We start from the raw sequence: 17,671 nt of genomic DNA, 5'->3' as shown, positions 1-17,671 counted from the left end.
GACGAAGCGGCTTTATTCGTTGTGCGAGCACGGTTATTTCCCTTCGATCTCCCGAATCGATCCGGAGAACAGCCAGGCGCCCGTCTGCATATCCTCGATGGCGAAGAAGAACGGGCGGTCGACGGTCAGGCTTACCGTCTCTTGGGGAGCGCCGGATGCCACGCCGACCGACGTGGCGGCCGCGGCTTCGGTGCCTTGCTCGTTTACCTCAATAACGCTTTTATGCTTCACTTCATCGATGTAGAGACCCTCTTTGTCCGCTTCTCCGAAGCCGGAGAAATCGGCTTGAGCCGGATCGAACGCATCCTTCATGCCGAGAGCGATCAGCGTACCGTTCAGCTTCTCTTCGAAGTCCGCCTTGAATTTCGGCAAGCCGAGCTTCACATGATGGTTCTCCATCGGACCGGACCAAGCCGAACGGTCGGTCCATATCTGCTCGTGCAGCGACGCCAGATCCGCGCTTTCGTCCGGGACGATGACGAGCATCGCCATCTGGCCTTCGCCGTAAGGAATGCGAACCGCTTGCCACCGGTCGGTTGCGCGGTATTCCATATATCCGGTCCGGTGCATCATCTGAACGTTCGCCGTCGTACCGTCTTCTTGCCGGAACCGTTCCTCCCGCGTCTCCTCCGGATCGAACGGCTTCTGCCATTGCCCCTTGAAATAAATCGCATTGATCAGCATGATTCGCATATCGGGATCGACCCGGTCGACCAGCTTGTCGATCATGCCGCGCGTGCTTTCTTCGATCCAGTCGTTGATCCGCTGCGGCGCAGCGTCATCCGTGAAATTGACCGATCGAGCCTCGGCGTTGAAGCTGTTCCGGACAATCTTCATATAGTCGTCCGGCAGCTTTATCCCTTCCTGCGTCCACAGCGAATTGGCCGCCAACAGCGCAACGCCTTTGCCGGTGCGGGTCAACAGCTCGCCCAGGCTGCGATAGCCGCCCGCGATCTCTTCTTCGGCAAGCCGGCCGAGACCGAGCGTCTCCGCCATCTCGGTGCGGGTATTGCCGGCGCTTCCGAAATAGGTCATGCCGAGCGCCATCGATATGCTGTAAGGGGATATCAAGACGTTGCCGTCCGTTTCGGCCGCCGCGAGCTCGCGGTGAAGCTTCATGCCGAATTCGTTGACCGCTTTTACAAGCCTGTCGTCCGCGGCATCGGCCAGCTTTTGCCGCTTGTCCAAGGAAATCGTCTCCGCATCCGGGCGGGGAGCGGACGGCGTTTCATCCGTCGATCCGCAGGAAGCGAGCAGCGCCGCACTCAGCAGGATGGAGATGACGGCGGCTCTCGTTCGATGAAATCCGGACATTTGCGACCTCTCCTTTACGCATGGTTTATCCAACCTATAACAGATGACGCATCGGGAAGCCAAATGTTGCAGCGACGGCGAAAAACAAGGAATCCCGATCAGGCTCCGGACGTTCCGCTCAGCTCCATGTCCGGCTCGTTCGGCCCGTATGCCGGCGGTTCGGCTTCCGCCGGTTTTCCGCCGGCCGGGAAGACGAGGCGGATCGTCGTCCCTTCGCCGGGCGCTGTCGCGACATCGATGGCGCCGCCCATCGCTTCGACGAGCGCTTTCGTAATGGCCATGCCGAGCCCGCTCCCTTCCGGCGAGCTTTCGGTATCGGTCCCGCGGTAATAGCGCTCGAACAGCTTCGAGGCGGTCTCTTCGTCCATGCCGTTGCCGTCGTCGCGGAACGCGATCGCGAAGCCGCCGCCCGGCAGTTTCTCCAGGGCGACATCCACCCGCGTGCCCGGCGGATTGTGCAGCAGCGCGTTGGCGACCAGGTTGTCGACGATGCGCTGCAGCCATGGGCCGTAAATGGCGGCGCGGACAGGATCACGGCTTGGCCGGAATGCGGCCGATCCCGGGCGGAATGCCGGATGTGCGGCTGTCCGCGCGACCGCTTCCGCGAGGAACAGATTCAGGTCCGCCGTCTCCGTCCCGGGCAGCCGACCGCCGCCGCGAAGACGGTACGTCAGGTTCAGATCGTTGATCAGATTGTCCAAATATTCGGCTTTCCGCCGGATGACGCCCGAAAATTCCCGCACTTCCTCCCGGGTCCATTCGTACGCTTCCGCTTCCAGCATATGGGCATAGCCGCGAATCGACGATAGCGGCGTCTTCAAGTCATGCGAGACGCCGGCGATCCATTCTTCGCGCATCTGCTCGTCCCGCCGCCGGCGAATATCGTTCTGGCGCAGCGTTGCAGACAAATTCGCAAGCGACGAGAGCAGCTCGCCGAACAAACGGAAGCGCCGCTTCAACCGGCCGCGCCGGTTGCGGCTGACCGGATGTCCTTGCCGGCCGGCCGGCTCGGCGTAGATGCCGCGCGCGAGCGAGCGCAGCCAGTCCGCCATATGCAAGAGCGGTGCGACGAAGCTGCGCGCATAAGCGAACGACAGCAGCATGTAGACGAGCACGGCGCTCAGCAGCAGTCCGCCGCCGCCGAGCAGCAGCGCCCGCATTTCCGACGGCAGCGCCTGCATCTGACCCGGAGGGCCAGCCGCCCCTGGCTCCGGGACGGTCACGATCCAGGTGCGTTTCGCGGCAGGATCGAACCGATAGTCGATCCGCGCGCCGTACCGGTCGGGGTACATATAGCGCAAAGCCATTTCCTGAGGCGTGAACCGATCCGGCGCCGTTTCCGGCCGGCCGTACGACGCTATCTCCGCACCCGTCTCGTCCAGCAGCTGCACCCAACCGCCGGCCCGGTCGATCTCGCTTTTCAGCCCGGAAGGAATAACGAGCGCGCCGCTCTCGTACGACGCTTCCGCCGCGATGCGTTGCAGCAGCTCTTCTTCCTTGAACCGCATGCCGTAAATGAGCGTATGCTCCACGCCGTCCTTTACGTCGATCCATATAGACAAGCGATACGGAAACGGCAGCTTGCCGACCCAGTAAGCGTTCAACTCGCCGGGCATATAGGCGTCGGGAACGTCCGGCGGCGTATTGAACGCGTCGGTGACCCGGCCTTCGCTGTCGATGCGCTGCACCCATCCGCCGCTCTCGCGTATTTTTTCGAGCAGCTTGGCATCGAAGACGATTCGGCCGTTCTCGACTTTCAAGGTCTGAATCAGCTGCTGCACGCCCGCCTGGCCGAATTGCCGTTCCGCTTCGATGCGGGTCAGTTCGTTCATCGTCCATTGGAACGAAAGGACGGCCAGCGCCATCAGCAGCAGACCGGCGAACAGCAGTTGGGCGACGAAGCGGACCGTCAGCTTCCAGCGGATGCTCATCGCTTCCCGCTCCGTCCGACCAGCTTGTAGCCGAGCCCGCGCACATTGACCAAATATTCCGGCTTCCCGGGCTCCGGCTCGATTCGCTCGCGAATGCGGTGAATATGGACCATGACGGTATTGTCGTCACTAATCGCCTGTTCGCCCCATACCTTCTCGTACAGCTCGCTTTTCGTAAAGATCCGGTTCGGGTTCCGGCATAGGAAAAGCAGCAGCTGAAAGACGAGGGAAGGACACGGAACCGTCCGTCCTTCCACGATAAGCTCGCCGGCGTCGGCATGAACCTGAAACCGGCCGTAATCGTATATTTCGGCCGTCTTCGCCGTCGCGTCGGACGCCGGCTTGAACGAGCGCCGCAGCTGGGCTTTGATGCGTGCCGCGACTTCAAGCGGATTGAACGGCTTCGTAATATAATCGTCGCCGCCGACCGCGAACCCAGACAGCTTGTCGAAGTCCGAAGAACGGGCCGACAGGAACAGAATCGGCGCGTCGGTCGTCCGGCGGATGAACGGGCACAATTCGATGCCGCTTTGGCCGGGCAGCATGACGTCGAGCACGATCAGGTCGTACCGTTTGCGTTCGCAGGCGGCAAGCGCAGCCTCTCCCGTCGCCGCGCTGTCCACATTGGCGAATCCTTCCTTGCGCAGCACCGTTGTCAGCATATGTACAATGGATTGCTCGTCATCGACGAGCAAAATCGAGGCGTCGTTCATATTTCCATCTCCCCTGGCTTTCAATCAAGATCCGCGTTATTATATCGATTCGATTGTAACATGGCTGTCTGTCGAATAGGAAAACGGAACCTTAACGGAACCTTAACGCGTTCCGCGACGGCGCTTCGCAAAGTTAAGCGGAACGTAAGCTCCCGTTATCGGGCGCATAAGACAAAGGGGGTACAGTTGAGACATCGGAGAACGAAGGAGTGATAGATACATGATCTTGAGCAAACGAATGATGGCCGTGCTGCTGCTGGTGCTCACGATGCTTGCAGGCTGCGGCGAGCGGGTCGGGGAAGGGCCGAAAGAGGAAACTTCGGTCCAAGAAGGGGAGGCAGTTTCTCCCGGATCGGTTGACGATCAGGAGACGGCCGAACCGGATGCGCAGGAAACGGAAGGGGGTACAACGGACATGATCGAGCCTGAACAGCTGGCCGCTTCGCTGCTTGCGGGCGAATACGAGCGTATTTACAACCAAATGTCGGAAGATATGCAGGAGGTGGTTTCCAGAGAGGACTTCGAATCGACGGCCAAGTCGTTTACTGCCGGGGTACAAGCTTTCCATCCGGAATCGGTTGTCAAGCTCAATGGCGCCGAACGATTCGTCTGGCTCGACGATACCCGCACGAAAGGGGTGCTCGCGGCGTTCGGTCCGGACGGCTTAATCGAAGGGCTGCAAGTATTGCCGCTGGAGACATTTCCGGAAACCGACGGCCAATTGACCGAACAGCGTTACGCACTACCTTTTAAAGGCCACTGGTTTGTATTTTGGGGCGGGACGAACGTCATGACAAACTACCACTATGCTTATGAAAGCCAGCGTTATGCGTTCGACTTTGTGAAAGCCCGCAACGGCATGTCGTACGAAGGAGATCCGCAGCTTAATGAAAGCTATTTTGCATTCGGGCAGGATGTGCTGGCGGCCGCAGACGGCGAAGTCGTCGGCGTGGTGAATGACGTCAAAGACAACAAGCCGCTCGTCGAGACGAACGAGAACGAACCGGCGGGCAATTATGTGGTGATCGATCATGGCGGCGGGGAATACTCGATCACAGCGCATTTTCGCCAAGGGTCGATCGCCGTGCGGGAAGGGGATCGGGTCAGGAAAGGCGATCTGCTCGGTCAGGCCGGCAATTCCGGCAACTCCAGCGAGCCGCATATTCATTTCCAGATATCCGACAGCCCGGATCTTATGACCGGCAAATCGCTGAACGTGAAATGGGACGGCGGTTTCAATATCGTGCAAGGGGAAACGGTGGAAGGCGCGCAGGATTAACAAGGCAAGGAGCGAGAGCGGGCGAGCGTCCCAACCAAAGGAAGACGCCCGCACCCGCCTAGGCGGCGGGCTCGTCCTCACGCCTTACGGGAAAGCTGCGGGCGGCATACAGAAACGGAGTGGAGCAGACCGACACGATAAACTTGATGATATAGGTGGAGAGGAAGATCGACAGCCAGATGCCGAATCCGTATTCGCTGTAAAAAGCGATTGTGCAAAAAATAAGGGTGTCGACGAACTGGCTGATCGCCGTACTGCCGTTGTTGCGGATCCATAGCTGTCCGGGCGACGGGAAGATTCGTTTGAGCAGCGTATAGAGACGCACGTCGAGAAATTGGCTGACGAAATAAGCGCAGAAGCTGGCGATCGCAATTTGCGGCATAAAGCCGAAAATGACGGACAGAGCTTCGTGGCCGATATCTTCTGGTTGCCGCTCAAACAGCAGCGCGAGCTGCATAATGATCGTCGAGGCGGCCAATGAAAAAAGTCCGATCCAGACTGCTTTCTTGGCTGCGTTCTCTCCGTATTTTTCGTTCAGCAGGTCTGATGCGAGATAGATTGTGCCATACATCGTGTTGCCTAGCGTCAGGACGATCGAGAATATATCGATCGTTTTGATCACCTGAATATTGGCAACGACCGAAGCCATCGCGACCCAGCCGTAAACGCCGGATTTCCCGAACAGCCGGTAGGCTGCCAGAAACAGCGTAAAATGAACGAGCATAAACAAAATGCCCAATGACAGATTGAACATGAAACGAAACCTCCTAAAGACTTTGCGAAGCAAAGTCCGCTTCGGAAGCATAGGCCAAGACTTTGCGAAGCAAAGTCCGCTTCGGAAGCATACGCCAAGACTTTGCGAAGCAAAGTCCGCTTCGAAAGCATACGCCAAGACTTTGCGGCGGCCTTTACAGTACCTAATCATTATACGGTTCCCGCAAACGGTTTGAAAAGCGGAAAGACATACTCTCCCCCGGAGGCTCTTATTGAATTGGCTATCGTTCTTTTCTATAATGAAAAAGACGTATGATTCAATCTGAAATTGCGCAATTATTCGTTCCATTTACGAGCGGAAGGGGGCTTCATGATGTCATTTCAGGCATATGAAGGAACTTATCAAGGTGAGCGTGCGGTATGGCTCAAGGCGGGACCTTACGAGGCGGCTCTGCTGCCGGACATCGGCGCCAATCTGATCGCGTTTCGCGATACGGACAAGGGGTGGAGCTTCATCCGGGAACCGCAGCCCGGGGAGATGGCGGAATTCAAGGCGCGTCCTATGGTGCACGGCATTCCGGTGCTGTTTCCGCCCAACCGGTATCAGGACGGGACGTTTACGATCGGCGGCAAAACATACATATTCCCGGTGAACGAGGAGAAGACCGGAAATCATCTGCACGGCTTCTTTTACGATGCGCCTTGGGAAGTACGGGAGAGCGGCACGAACGCGGAGGAAAGCTTTGTCGTCGTCGGCCAGGCGGTGGACGAGAATCATCCGGCGTATCGCTATTTTCCGCATCGGTTCGATCTGTCGATCCGCTATGCGCTTTCCGGGTCCGGATTGACGCAGACGGTCGCCGTCACGAACCGGGGGGACGAGCCGATGCCCTGCATGCTCGGTTTCCATACGGCCGTGAACGTGCCGTTCGCTCCCGGAAGCGGGCAGAACGACTGCAAAGTTCGGATCACGATCGGCGAGCGGTGGGCGCTGGACGACCGCATGTTACCGACCGGCGAGACGCAGCCGCTGGACGAAGGCGAGGCGGCTCTGAAGCGCGGGGACGGCACGCCGTTCTATGCGCCGATGGACAACCATTACAGCGCCGAGCCGGTTGACGGCCGTAATGTTATGACGGTGACCGACCATGCTGCCGGCTACCGCTTCGTATACGATGCGGGTGTCAAGTATAAACAGTGGATGGTCTGGAATAACGGAGCGGCCGGGGGGTTTTTCTGTCCGGAACCGCAAATCAACATGGTAAACGCGCCGAACCTCGACCTGCCGCGCGAGACGACAGGGCTTCTGATGCTTGCGCCGGGCGAGACGTGGAGCGAAACGAGCCGGATGTATACGGAACAGCTCTAGTCAGCGCTGCAACACGAAAGGATGACCCCATTGAGCAAAAAGAAAAAGAAACCGTCCGGCTCCGGCCAGCGGCAGGCGACCGCCGCCAAGCCGCCAAGTTCGGTCAAGCCCCTGATCTGGATGACGGTCATTATTGTTGCCATCATTGTCTTCATTTTTCTTGGCATCAGAAGCGGCAATGCGCCGGTCAAGTTCGACTATGGCTCGTACCCGACGCTCGGATCGGCCGACGCGCCGGTCAAAATCGTGGAGTTCGGCGATTACAAATGTCCGCACTGCGCCGAATTTTCGCAAAATTTCGTGCCGCTGCTCGAGCAGGATTTTATCGAATCGGGCCGGGTTTCGCTTCATTTCGTCAATTTCACCTTTATGGAGAAGGACTCGCGAATCGCCGCGGTGGCGGCCCAGTCCGTTTATCATCAGGATAACGACGCGTTCTGGAAATATTATAAGGCATTGTTCCGGAACCTCGACACGACGTGGACGACAGACGCGCTCGTCCAGCTCGCGAAAGACGAGGAGCTCGGCATCGACTACGACAAGCTGCGCCAGGATATCGAAGCGGAGACGTACGGCGACGAGGTGGACGATCACAACGGGCTGGCAAGAAAAGGAAAGGTAACCGGCACGCCAACGCTCTTCCTTAACGGCAAGCAGCTGGACAGCAGCCATGTGATCGATTACGCGGTGCTGAAGCGGACCATCGAGGAAGCGTTGAACGGGGGGACCTGATATGGCGGAAGGGCGGTTCACTGTCGTGCTGAGGCGGTACGGCCTGTACTTTGCCTGGATCGTATCGCTCATCGCCACAGGCGGCAGCCTCTATCTGAGCGAGGTGCTGCTGTTCGCACCGTGCGATCTGTGCTGGTTCCAGCGGATTTTCATGTATCCGCAAACGATTATTCTCGGCATGGCAAGCTATCGCGGAGACAAAAACGTGGTTCGCTATCTGCTGCCGGTCAATATCGTCGGGGGCTGCATCTCGCTGTATCATTACGCCTTGCAGAAGGTGCCGGCCATATCGGAGTTCGCGGTATGCCGTTCGGTCGTGCCGTGCGACGAAGATTATTTGAACTGGTACGGAATCGTCACGATTCCGCTCCTCGCCTTGATCGCATTCGTTCTGATCGCTCTTCTGCTATGGTTCGGCAGGAAAGAGGAAGCGTAATCGGCGCACCCTTGCCGCCGGACAATTCGGAACGTCAGCTTATCCGTTTTTCGGCCGGCAAGCCTGCAAGCCGCAGCGCGCGCCGGCCGCGCTTGTATGGCCGCGTTCCGCGATGATCTAGGACCGGCCGTCCCCCCGCAGCCGGCTCTTCCGAAAAGCGCTCGGCGTAACGCCGTACGCTCCTTTAAACTGGTTCAAAAAGTGGTTGTAGTTTTGAAAACCGACATCAAGCGCGATTTCCGCAGCGCTGCTGTGCGTATGCTGAAGCAGCAGGGCGGCCTGGCGGAGCCGCATCCGGTTCAACGTTTCGAGCACCGGTTCTCCGGTCTGGCGCTTGAACAGATGAGCGAGACGGGAAGGCGACAGGCCGACGAATGCGGCGACTTGCGCGACCGTAATCGGTTCGGTCATACGCTCGGTCAAATAAGCCAGCGCCTTCTCGATGCGCGGATCGAGCGGGACGGAGGCGTGCTGCGCCAGCAGCAGCAAAATTTCCTCTATCGCCCCCTGGCACAGCTCTTCCCAGAACGGCTTCATCTGTCTCGCATCGAAGATGATCCGCTGGAATGCGCGATAGATTCGCTTTCGGGCGAAGGAGCTTTCCACGGTCTGCAGGACGAAGCCGGGTTCGAGCTCGGGGAGCTGGACCCGCTTCAAATCGTTCGGCGAAGGGATAAAATGCGCCCAGACGACATCCCATATTTGACCCGCTGGCGTTCCGTATTCATGCGGCGTATCCGCCTTCAGCAGACATACGTCGCCGCCCCGGCAGCGAAACGTCCGTCCGCCGATCCGAAACTCGCCTTCGCCGGAAACGGTATACGTAATGAGCCAATCCGACATCCCTTCCGGTCTTCGCGTCCAGTACCCTTCCGCTTCGATGTAATGGTCGGCAAGCAGCACGCCCTGTCTGCCCGGCGATTTCGCCGATCGTTTTAAAGCCGATCGTTTTATAAGAGAATGCGCATCCACCCGATTGACCTCCGATGATCCAGATTTGCAAGTCGATCCTTTGCCCCATCTGTTTCGAGCATATCATTCGGCCCGCCGCCTGACAATCTGTTACCGATGCAAGGCAGCAGAATCGTAGGAATAGTTAGCAGGTTTGTTGCTTCAATTGCATACCGTTCCGTACTACGATAGTGACAAGGAAACATCTCAGCTGCGTATCCGATAACGATAGGAAAGGAGCGGGTTGCAATGGTCGACAAGCTGGCGGGCGCGAATTTGTCGGAAGCGGATCTCCGCCAATTTGAGACGGAAGGCTATTTGATCGTAAGAGGGTTGTTTGCGGCCGATGAGGTGGAGGCGCTGCGCCGCAATTTCGCGGAGATGCATGCGCAGCGTTCCATTCCCGGCTGCTTCGAAGCGCTGCCGATTGAGGAAGCGCGGCGTCAGGGATCGATATTGAAGGCTTATCCGCGAATGATGCATCCGCACAGAGTCAACCGGTTGTCGATGGATTATATGCTGGATCCGCGCGTAATGGATATACTGGCGGCGCTGCTCGGCGAGGAGCCCATTGCGGCGCAGAGCATGTTTTACTGGAAACCGCCGGGCGCGGAAGGACAGGCGCTGCATCAGGACAATTTCTATCTGAAGGTGGAGCCCGGGACGTGCATTGCGGCCTGGACGGCGATTGACGATGCGGACGAGGAAAACGGCGGACTGTTCGTCGTGCCGAAGTCGCAGCACGAGCCGATCCAGTGTCCGCATCGGGCCGACCCGTCGCAATCGTTCACGGTAGACGAGGTCGATGTGCCCGAAGGATTAACGCCGATGCCGACGACGCTGAAGGCTGGCGATGTGCTGTTCTTTAACGGCAGCGTCATTCACGGATCGTATCCGAACCGCTCGAAAGACCGTTTCCGCCGGGCGTTCATCTGCCACTATGCCGGCGAGTCGGCGGAGAAGATCGGCAAATGGTACTCGCCGCTCTATAACAGGCAGGGCGAAATCGTCGAACGGGAGGACAATGCGGGAAGCGGGCCGTGCGGCACCGAATTCGCCGCAACCGGGCCGCACTGAATCCACACACGGGCTGCCGGTTTCGCCGTTCCGTCGAATGCCGAGGAAGAGAGGGGACTTTCAGATCCCCTCTTTTTCGCGTTTTGTCATAGATGAACGAGACAAGCATATTTTTAAAGTATACGGGCTTCTAAATTTATCCGGGAAAAGGCAGGGCTTAACATGATGAGGAGAGCCATACTGATTGCGCAGGTTGCGATGACCTATATGGGAACCGTTATCGGCGCCGGATTCGCAACCGGCCAGGGGACGATCCAGTTTTTTACGGCCTACGGTTTTTACGGCTACGCCGCCATCCTGATTTGTACGCTTTTGTTTATATGGCTTGGTACGAAAATGATGCTGATCTCCGCCCGTATCGGCGCCTTTTCTTACGAGGAACTGAACCAGTTTCTTTTCGGGCCGTTTTTCGGAAAGGCCGCGAATCTGATCGTATTCGTTATTTTATTCGGCACGACGGTCGTCATGCTGGCCGGAGCCGGCTCCATTTTCGAGGAACGGCTCGGCGCTCCTTATATTGCGGGCATTGCCGCCACCGCTGCGCTGACGTACGTCGTCATGCGAAGACAGCTGCAAGGCATACTGGCCGTCAATTCGATTGTCGTGCCGATGATGCTGCTGTTTACCGCGCTTATCGGCATCCACACGCTTCGCTCGGCCGATTTCACGTCATGGCACGCGGTACAGACGGAAGCGGGACATTGGAGATGGCTGATTAGCTCGATTTCATATGCGGCGCTGAATCTGGCCATGGTCGAAGCCGTTCTGGTCCCGCTCGGCGGGGAGGTGAAGGACGAGAAGGTGTTGAAATGGGGCGGAATTTGGGGCGGAATCGGACTCGGGCTGATGCTGGTCGTCAGCCATACCGCCCTGCTTTCGAAAATGCCGGAAATTATGGAATACGCGATTCCGATGGCCGAGGTTATCCAGGCTTTCGGTCCTGTCCTTTACGCTTTGTTCATCGTTATCGTGTATGGCGAAATTTTTACGACGCTGATCGGCAACGTGTTCGGCATAACCCGGCAAATCGGAACGATTTTGCATTTCTCCAACGACATCCTGGTCATCTTGATCCTTTTCGGCTGCTTTCTGATCAGTCTGATCGGGTTCAGCTCTCTGCTCGCGTATTTGTATCCGTTATTCGGGTTTGTCGGCATCGCCCTTCTTGTCTCGCTTATGCTGTCCCGGATACCGAAATAGCCGCTGACGTGTGGCGGGCTTCCCGGCTTCATTTTTACGTATAGGCCCGGATGCCGGGACATATAAGAATATTAGGCGACGGTTTCTTTACCATCTCCTCTTTCATTCACGTCAATTAATATGACACATCTTGAACCTCCTCACGTATACCGGCATAAAATAATACAAAGGAGCTGACGGACTTACACAATTGTTTCGATTCACGTCATATTATCTATCGCCAGAAAAGGGGGGATCCCATAAACGTGACAGTCCGGACCGTACAAACCGCCAATTATTATGGCATTCGCCCTGACGACCTTTATTTGTTTAACGAAGGCACTTTGTATCACAGTTACCGGACGTTCGGAGCTCATCGGCTGCAGTGGGACGGGACGGAAGGGGTCCGATTCGCCGTATGGGCACCCAACGCGTCGGATGTGCGGGTTGCCGGATCGTTCAATCATTGGGACGGAAGCGGCCATCGGATGGAACGGCTCGGGGAGAGCGGCGTTTGGGCGCTGTTCATCCCCGGTCTCGCGGAAGGTGCGATGTACAAGTACGAAATTTGCGACGCCGACGGACGGAAGCGGCTGAAAGCCGATCCGTACGCCTTCTTCGCGGAGCGGCGTCCCGGAACGGCCTCGATCGTCGCCGATCTGAGCGGTTACCGCTGGCGCGACGGCGCCTGGCAGCGCCGCAAGCGGGAGCGATTGCCATACGACAACCCGCTTCTCATCTACGAAGCGCATCTCGGTTCGTGGCGGCTCGCCGGGAAGGAGCAGTTCCGCACTTACGGGGAACTCTCCGCGGAGCTGGCCGATTACGCAGCCGATATGGGGTATACGCATATCGAGCTGCTGCCGCTTGCCGAGCATCCGTTCGACCGGTCATGGGGCTACCAAATTACCGGTTATTTCGCGGCGACGAGCCGATACGGCACGCCGAAGGAGTTGATGGCGTTCGTCGACCGCTGCCATCGGCGCGGGCTTGGCGTCATTCTCGACTGGGTGCCGGGCCATTTTTGCAAAGACGACCACGGCTTGCGGCTGTTCGACGGTACGCCGATCTATGAGGGGCCGGACCCGCGACTGGCCGAGAAGCCGGAGTGGGGAACGCTCGCCTTCGATTTCGGCCGGACGGAGGTAATGAGCTTTCTGATCTCCAACGCGATATTTTGGATGGATCTGTATCATATCGACGGCCTGCGCGTCGATGCGGTCGCCAGCATGATCGACCTGAATTTCGGCAAGCCTCCCGAACTGGCTGCGCACAATGCGCACGGCGGTACGGAAAATCCGGAAGCTCTCCGATTTCTCCGCAAGCTTAACGAAATCGTCTTTCACTATCACCCTCATGCCCTCATGATCGCGGAAGATTCCTCCGCATGGCCTGCTGTCACTTCTCCGACGTATTGGGGAGGACTCGGCTTCAATTTCAAGTGGAATATGGGCTGGATGAACGACATGCTGCGGTATATGACGCTCGACCCGGACGAACGAAAGCATCATCACCATTTGATCACCTTCTCGCTGCTGTACGCTTTCTCCGAAAATTTCGTGCTTCCGCTGTCACATGACGAAGTCGTACACGGCAAGCGCTCGCTGCTGCACAAGATGCCGGGCTCCTATGAGGAAAAATTCGCCCAGCTCCGCCTGTTTTTCGGCTACTGGATGACGCATCCCGGCAAGAAATTGCTGTTTATGGGCTCGGAATTCGGCCAATTCGACGAATGGAAAGATACCGAAGCGCTTGACTGGTTTCTGCTCGATTACGAGCTTCACGCGAAGATGAAGCTGTATTCCCGGAAGCTGAACCGCCTGTACAAGGAGCGGCCGGCGCTGTGGGAAAAGGATACCGATCCGGGCGGTTTCGAGTGGATCGATGCGCACAACGCCGGGCAATCGGTGATCTCGTTCGTCCGCCGGGGGAACAGGCACGGCGACTGCGTCGTGGCGGTATGCAATTTTTCCCGTCAGGCGTATCGGGATTACCGGATCGGCGTTCCCGCCCCCGGCCGCTACAGGCAGCTTGTCAATAGCGACGACAGGAGCTTCGGCGGCGCTTCGGCCTTGAGAAGGAAGCCGTACGTCAGCGAACCGGTGCCGATGCACGGCCGGAACGACAGTATTCGGATCGGACTTCCCCCGCTTTCTTTTCTGCTGCTTGCCCCCGCTTCGGCAAAACAAACGGATAGGAGATGGTGACGATGGCCCGCAAAGAAATGATCGCCATGCTGCTGGCCGGCGGTGAAGGGAAGCGTCTGGGCGTACTGACGACGGATTTGGCCAAGCCGGCCGTTCATTTCGGCGGCAAATACCGGATCATCGATTTCGCCCTCAGCAACTGCGCGCATTCGGGCATCGACACGGTCGGCGTGCTGACCCAATATCAGCCGCTTGTGCTGAACCGCTATCTCGGCATCGGCAGCCCGTGGGGACTCGACCGCCAGGACGGAGGCATGTCCATTCTTCCGCCCCATATGAAGCCGAAGGGAGGCGCCTGGTACGAGGGCACCGCCAATGCGATCTATCAAAATATGGACTTTATCGATTCCTACGATCCGGAATATGTGCTGATCATTTCCGGCGATCACATCTACAAAATGGACTACGGGCAAATGCTGGCGGCCCATAAACGGACGGAAGCCGATGTGACGGTGGCCGGCATCGAGGTGCCGTGGAAGGAAGCGAGCCGATTCGGCATTATGCGCACGGGAGAGGAAGGACGCATTACCGATTTCGAGGAAAAGCCGAAATTGCCGTCCAACAATTTGGCGTCGATGGGCATTTATATATTCGCCTGGCCGGTGCTGCGGCAATTTTTGATCCGGGACGAAGGAAACCGCGTATCCAGTCACGACTTCGGCAAGGATGTCATACCGGCGATGCTGAACGGCGGCGTCAAGCTCTGCGCATACGCATTTCACGGATATTGGAAGGACGTCGGCACGATCGACAGCTTGTGGGAGGCGAATATGGACCTGATCGCCGAGCGGCCGCCGCTCGATCTGTTCAACCGGGACTGGCGCATCTACTCCGTCAATCCGAACCGGCCGCCTCAGCTTATCGCCCCGCAGGCGAAAATATCGTCGTCCCTGGTGGCCGAAGGATGCGTCATCGAAGGAGAGGTGAGCCGTTCGGTGCTGTCCAGCGGCGTCCATATCGGCCTTGACAGCATCGTCGTCGAATCGGTCGTCATGCCGAATGCGAAAATCGGCCGCGGCGCGCGCATTTACCGGGCGATCATCGGAGAAGGGGCGGCAGTCGGGGACGGCGAGCAGATCGGCCGCGAGGGAGACGAGACGATTACCGTCGTGGCGAGCGGCGAAAGGAACAATTGGGGGCCCGAATTGAAGGAGGTCAAAAATCTGTGAACCATTCGATTATGGGCGTCATCAACCTGATTCATGAACCGGATGAAATGGAAAGGCTGACGGCGGTCCGCTGCGCCGCTACGGTACCGTTCGGCGCCCGCTACCGGCTCATCGACTTCGTGCTCTCGGGCATGGTCAATTCCGGCGTCTCCAAGGTGGCGGTATTTGCTCATACGAAATACCGCTCGCTGATGGACCACCTTGAATCCGGCCGGCACTGGGATTTGCACCACCGCCAGAGCGGCCTGTTCGTGCTGCCGCCGGCGACCGGCGACATTCGCGAGCTGTCGCGGGGCGATCTGTATTATTTTTATCAGAACCGCGACTACTTCGACCGTACTTCCAGCGAATACGTCATCATCTCGCGCAGCCATATGGTGTGCAATGTCGATCTGCAGCCGGCGCTTGCCGCGCACAAGGAGCGGGGCGCCGATATTACGGTCGTCTGCAAGCGGATGACCGACACGATGGGCGGCGCAGCGCGCAAGGTGCGGCTCGACGGAAACGGCAGAATCGTCGCGATGCAGGATCATTACGGCCGCATGGACAGCGAGATCGTGTCGATGGAAATGTATCTGATGCGCAAAGATTTGCTGCTCGAGCTGGTGGAAACGTCGCTGGCGCAGGGAGAGGATCATCTCGTCCGGCATGCCATCATGTCCCGGCTCCGCCAGTTGAACGTACAGGCCTATATGTATGACGGTTACCTCGGCATCGTAAATACGGTCGAAAGCTACTTCCGGAATCATATGAAGCTGCTGAACGCCGAAGCGCAGCACGAACTGTTCTCCCGTCCCGGACCGATCTTCACGAAGCTGAAGGACGAACCGCCTTCCCGTTACCTGGACAACGCGCGCGTCGTCAACTCGCTGGTGGCGGACGGGTGCGTCATCGAAGGGACGGTGGAAGACAGCGTGCTGTTCCGCGGCGTGAAAATCGGCAAAGGGGCGGTTGTGCGGAACAGCATCGTCATGCAGAACAGCGTGATCGGCGAACAGGCCTATCTGGAGCGGTGCATTCTCGACAAGGACGTGCGAATCGCCAGCGGCCGCGATATTCGCGGCACGGAAGGGGCGCCGTTCATGGCGGCCAAGCGCAAGGTCGTTTGAACTGCGGTTTGAAGGATGAAGGCGAAAAAGAGGGAGGTACGGCCATGAACATTTTGTTCGCCGCATCCGAAGCGGTGCCGCTCGTCAAGACGGGCGGCCTTGCCGACGTGACCGGCGCGCTGCCTCTGGCATTGCGCAAGCTGGGGGTCCGTACCGGCGTCATATTGCCGAAATACGAGGAGATTGCCGAATTGCATATCGCCCGTTTCGAGACGGTGTGTACCTTCACCGTACAGCTCGGCTGGCGCAAACAGTATTGCGGGCTGCTGCGGGCGGCGATCGGCGGCATCGACTACTATCTGATCGACAACGAGTATTATTTCAAAAGACGCGGGCTGTACGGATACGGCGACGACGCCGAGCGGTTCGTCTTTTTCTCCTTCGCGGTCGTCGAAGCGCTTCGCTATCTGGATGTCCGGCCCGATATTCTCCATTGCCACGATTGGCAGACGGCGCTCGTGCCGTTTCTGCTCAAGACCAGGTACGCCCACGATCCCGTCTGCCGGGGAATTCCGACGGTATTCACCATCCATAATCTAAAATATCAGGGAGTGTTCAGCAAGGAACTGATGCTCGACCTGCTCGGCGCCGGGGAAGAGGTGTTCCGGACCGAGCTGCTCGAATTTTACGGAGCGGCCAACTGCATGAAAAGCGGGCTTGTCTGTGCGGACAAGCTGACGACGGTCAGCCCGACCTATGCCGAAGAAATCCAGACCGAATGGTACGGGGAAAAGCTTGACGGGCTGCTCCGCCGCCGGTCGGGCGATCTGTCCGGCATCGTCAACGGCATCGACACGGCGCTGTTCGATCCGATGAACGATCCGGCACTTGTTGCGCCATACCGCCATTCGCTGGACGAGAAGCGCCGCAACAAGACGGCGCTGCAGCGGGAGCTCGGTTTGCCGGAGGCGGAGAACGTTCCGCTGATCGGCATTGTATCCCGCCTGGTGGAGCAGAAAGGCTTCGATCTGCTTGCCCATATTCTCGATGAAGCGCTGAGCGAACCGGCGCAATGGGCCGTGCTCGGCGCCGGGGAACGCCGCTACGAAGAGCTGTTTCGGGAAGCCGCCGCCCGCAGACCGGACAAGATCGCGGTCCGGCTCGGGTATGACGACGGGTTGGCCCGCCGCATCTTCGCCGGCTCGGATCTGTATTTGATGCCGTCAAAATTCGAGCCTTGCGGGCTTAGCCAGCTGATCGCGCTCCGTTATTTGTCCGTGCCGATCGTCCGGGAAACGGGTGGGCTGAAGGACACGGTTTTGTCATACAACGAATATACTGGTGAAGGGAACGGCTTTACATTTGCCCATTACAACGCCCACGACCTGTTGTTCACGATTCGCCGCGCGCTGAAATTTTATGCCGATCCGGCGGCGTGGGGAACGATCGCGGCGAACGCGGCGAAGCGGGATTACGGCTGGGACCGTTCCGCCAAACAGTATTTGGCCCTGTACGACGAGCTTGTGTCCAACTGAAAGGAGTTCGAACCTC

15 protein-coding genes are annotated in these 17,671 nt (G+C 58.2%); 10 read left to right on the top strand and 5 right to left on the bottom strand.

Annotated features, from left to right (window positions below):
- Positions 1-33 precede the first annotated feature (33 nt).
- From ABEV74_RS08495 to ABEV74_RS08485, 3 genes are all read right to left on the bottom strand, one after another.
- Positions 34-1,314 (bottom strand): serpin family protein, encoded by a 1,281-nt coding sequence (locus tag ABEV74_RS08495; protein WP_430145104.1) that lies wholly within the window; start codon positions 1,312-1,314, stop codon positions 34-36.
- A 98-nt stretch (positions 1,315-1,412) separates the two neighbouring features.
- Positions 1,413-3,245, bottom strand: coding sequence for a sensor histidine kinase (locus tag ABEV74_RS08490; protein WP_430145102.1), 1,833 nt, complete (start codon positions 3,243-3,245; stop codon positions 1,413-1,415).
- Positions 3,242-3,958: a response regulator transcription factor gene (locus ABEV74_RS08485; protein ID WP_213528638.1), complete on the bottom strand. Its 717-nt coding sequence runs from the start codon at positions 3,956-3,958 to the stop codon at positions 3,242-3,244. Before ABEV74_RS08485 ends, ABEV74_RS08490 begins: the two co-directional genes overlap by 4 nt.
- A gap of 220 nt (positions 3,959-4,178) precedes the next feature.
- Here ABEV74_RS08485 and ABEV74_RS08480 point away from each other — a divergent pair, with 220 nt between their 5' ends.
- Positions 4,179-5,237: a M23 family metallopeptidase gene (locus tag ABEV74_RS08480; RefSeq protein ID WP_244863383.1), complete on the top strand. Its 1,059-nt coding sequence runs from the start codon at positions 4,179-4,181 to the stop codon at positions 5,235-5,237.
- A 58-nt stretch (positions 5,238-5,295) separates the two neighbouring features.
- Here the strand turns inward: ABEV74_RS08480 and ABEV74_RS08475 are convergent, their stop codons facing one another.
- Positions 5,296-5,991, bottom strand: a complete 696-nt coding sequence (locus tag ABEV74_RS08475; protein ID WP_430145099.1) for a queuosine precursor transporter — start codon at positions 5,989-5,991, stop codon at positions 5,296-5,298.
- Between the two features lie 333 nt (positions 5,992-6,324).
- Here ABEV74_RS08475 and ABEV74_RS08470 point away from each other — a divergent pair, with 333 nt between their 5' ends.
- From ABEV74_RS08470 to ABEV74_RS08460, 3 genes are read left to right on the top strand one after another with little or no spacing between them, the layout of a single operon-like run.
- A complete protein-coding gene (locus tag ABEV74_RS08470) occupies positions 6,325-7,320 on the top strand; it encodes an aldose 1-epimerase (protein ID WP_430145139.1) in 996 nt (331 codons plus the stop codon).
- Between the two features lie 30 nt (positions 7,321-7,350).
- Positions 7,351-8,052 (top strand): DsbA family protein, encoded by a 702-nt coding sequence (locus ABEV74_RS08465; protein WP_430145097.1) that lies wholly within the window; start codon positions 7,351-7,353, stop codon positions 8,050-8,052.
- A gap of 1 nt (position 8,053) precedes the next feature.
- The gene (locus tag ABEV74_RS08460) at positions 8,054-8,488 is read left to right on the top strand and encodes a disulfide oxidoreductase (protein ID WP_062493365.1); all 435 of its coding nucleotides are present in this window, start codon (positions 8,054-8,056) and stop codon (positions 8,486-8,488) included.
- A gap of 117 nt (positions 8,489-8,605) precedes the next feature.
- On the opposite strand, the gene ABEV74_RS08455 is transcribed toward ABEV74_RS08460, so the two are convergent.
- Complete coding sequence (locus ABEV74_RS08455) at positions 8,606-9,460, bottom strand: helix-turn-helix domain-containing protein (protein WP_062493364.1); 855 nt, start codon at positions 9,458-9,460, stop codon at positions 8,606-8,608.
- A 228-nt stretch (positions 9,461-9,688) separates the two neighbouring features.
- On the opposite strand from ABEV74_RS08455, the gene ABEV74_RS08450 reads away from it, so the two are divergent.
- The 6 genes from ABEV74_RS08450 (at position 9,689) to glgA (ending at position 17,655) form a co-directional block, all read left to right on the top strand.
- Complete coding sequence (locus ABEV74_RS08450) at positions 9,689-10,516, top strand: phytanoyl-CoA dioxygenase family protein (protein WP_430145094.1); 828 nt, start codon at positions 9,689-9,691, stop codon at positions 10,514-10,516.
- A 162-nt stretch (positions 10,517-10,678) separates the two neighbouring features.
- A complete protein-coding gene (locus ABEV74_RS08445; protein ID WP_430145091.1) occupies positions 10,679-11,716 on the top strand; it encodes a YkvI family membrane protein in 1,038 nt (345 codons plus the stop codon).
- A 245-nt stretch (positions 11,717-11,961) separates the two neighbouring features.
- Complete coding sequence (gene glgB / locus ABEV74_RS08440) at positions 11,962-13,902, top strand: 1,4-alpha-glucan branching protein GlgB (protein WP_430145088.1); 1,941 nt, start codon at positions 11,962-11,964, stop codon at positions 13,900-13,902.
- Positions 13,903-13,904: 2 nt separating this feature from the next.
- On the top strand, positions 13,905-15,071 hold the full coding sequence (locus ABEV74_RS08435; protein ID WP_062493361.1) for a glucose-1-phosphate adenylyltransferase: 1,167 nt from the start codon (positions 13,905-13,907) through the stop codon (positions 15,069-15,071).
- Entirely contained in the window at positions 15,068-16,180 is a 1,113-nt protein-coding gene (glgD, locus tag ABEV74_RS08430) for a glucose-1-phosphate adenylyltransferase subunit GlgD (RefSeq protein ID WP_062493360.1), read from the top strand. Before ABEV74_RS08435 ends, glgD begins: the two co-directional genes overlap by 4 nt.
- A 44-nt stretch (positions 16,181-16,224) precedes the next feature.
- On the top strand, positions 16,225-17,655 hold the full coding sequence (gene glgA / locus ABEV74_RS08425; protein ID WP_062496939.1) for a glycogen synthase GlgA: 1,431 nt from the start codon (positions 16,225-16,227) through the stop codon (positions 17,653-17,655).
- Positions 17,656-17,671: the final 16 nt, after the last annotated feature.

The sequence above is a fragment of the Paenibacillus cisolokensis genome (assembly GCF_050481165.1).
Taxonomy (GTDB): Bacteria; Bacillota; Bacilli; order Paenibacillales; family Paenibacillaceae; genus Paenibacillus_AH; species Paenibacillus_AH cisolokensis.
The sequence above is the reverse complement of the archived record's forward strand: the minus strand, read 5'-3'. Positions and strand labels throughout refer to the sequence as shown.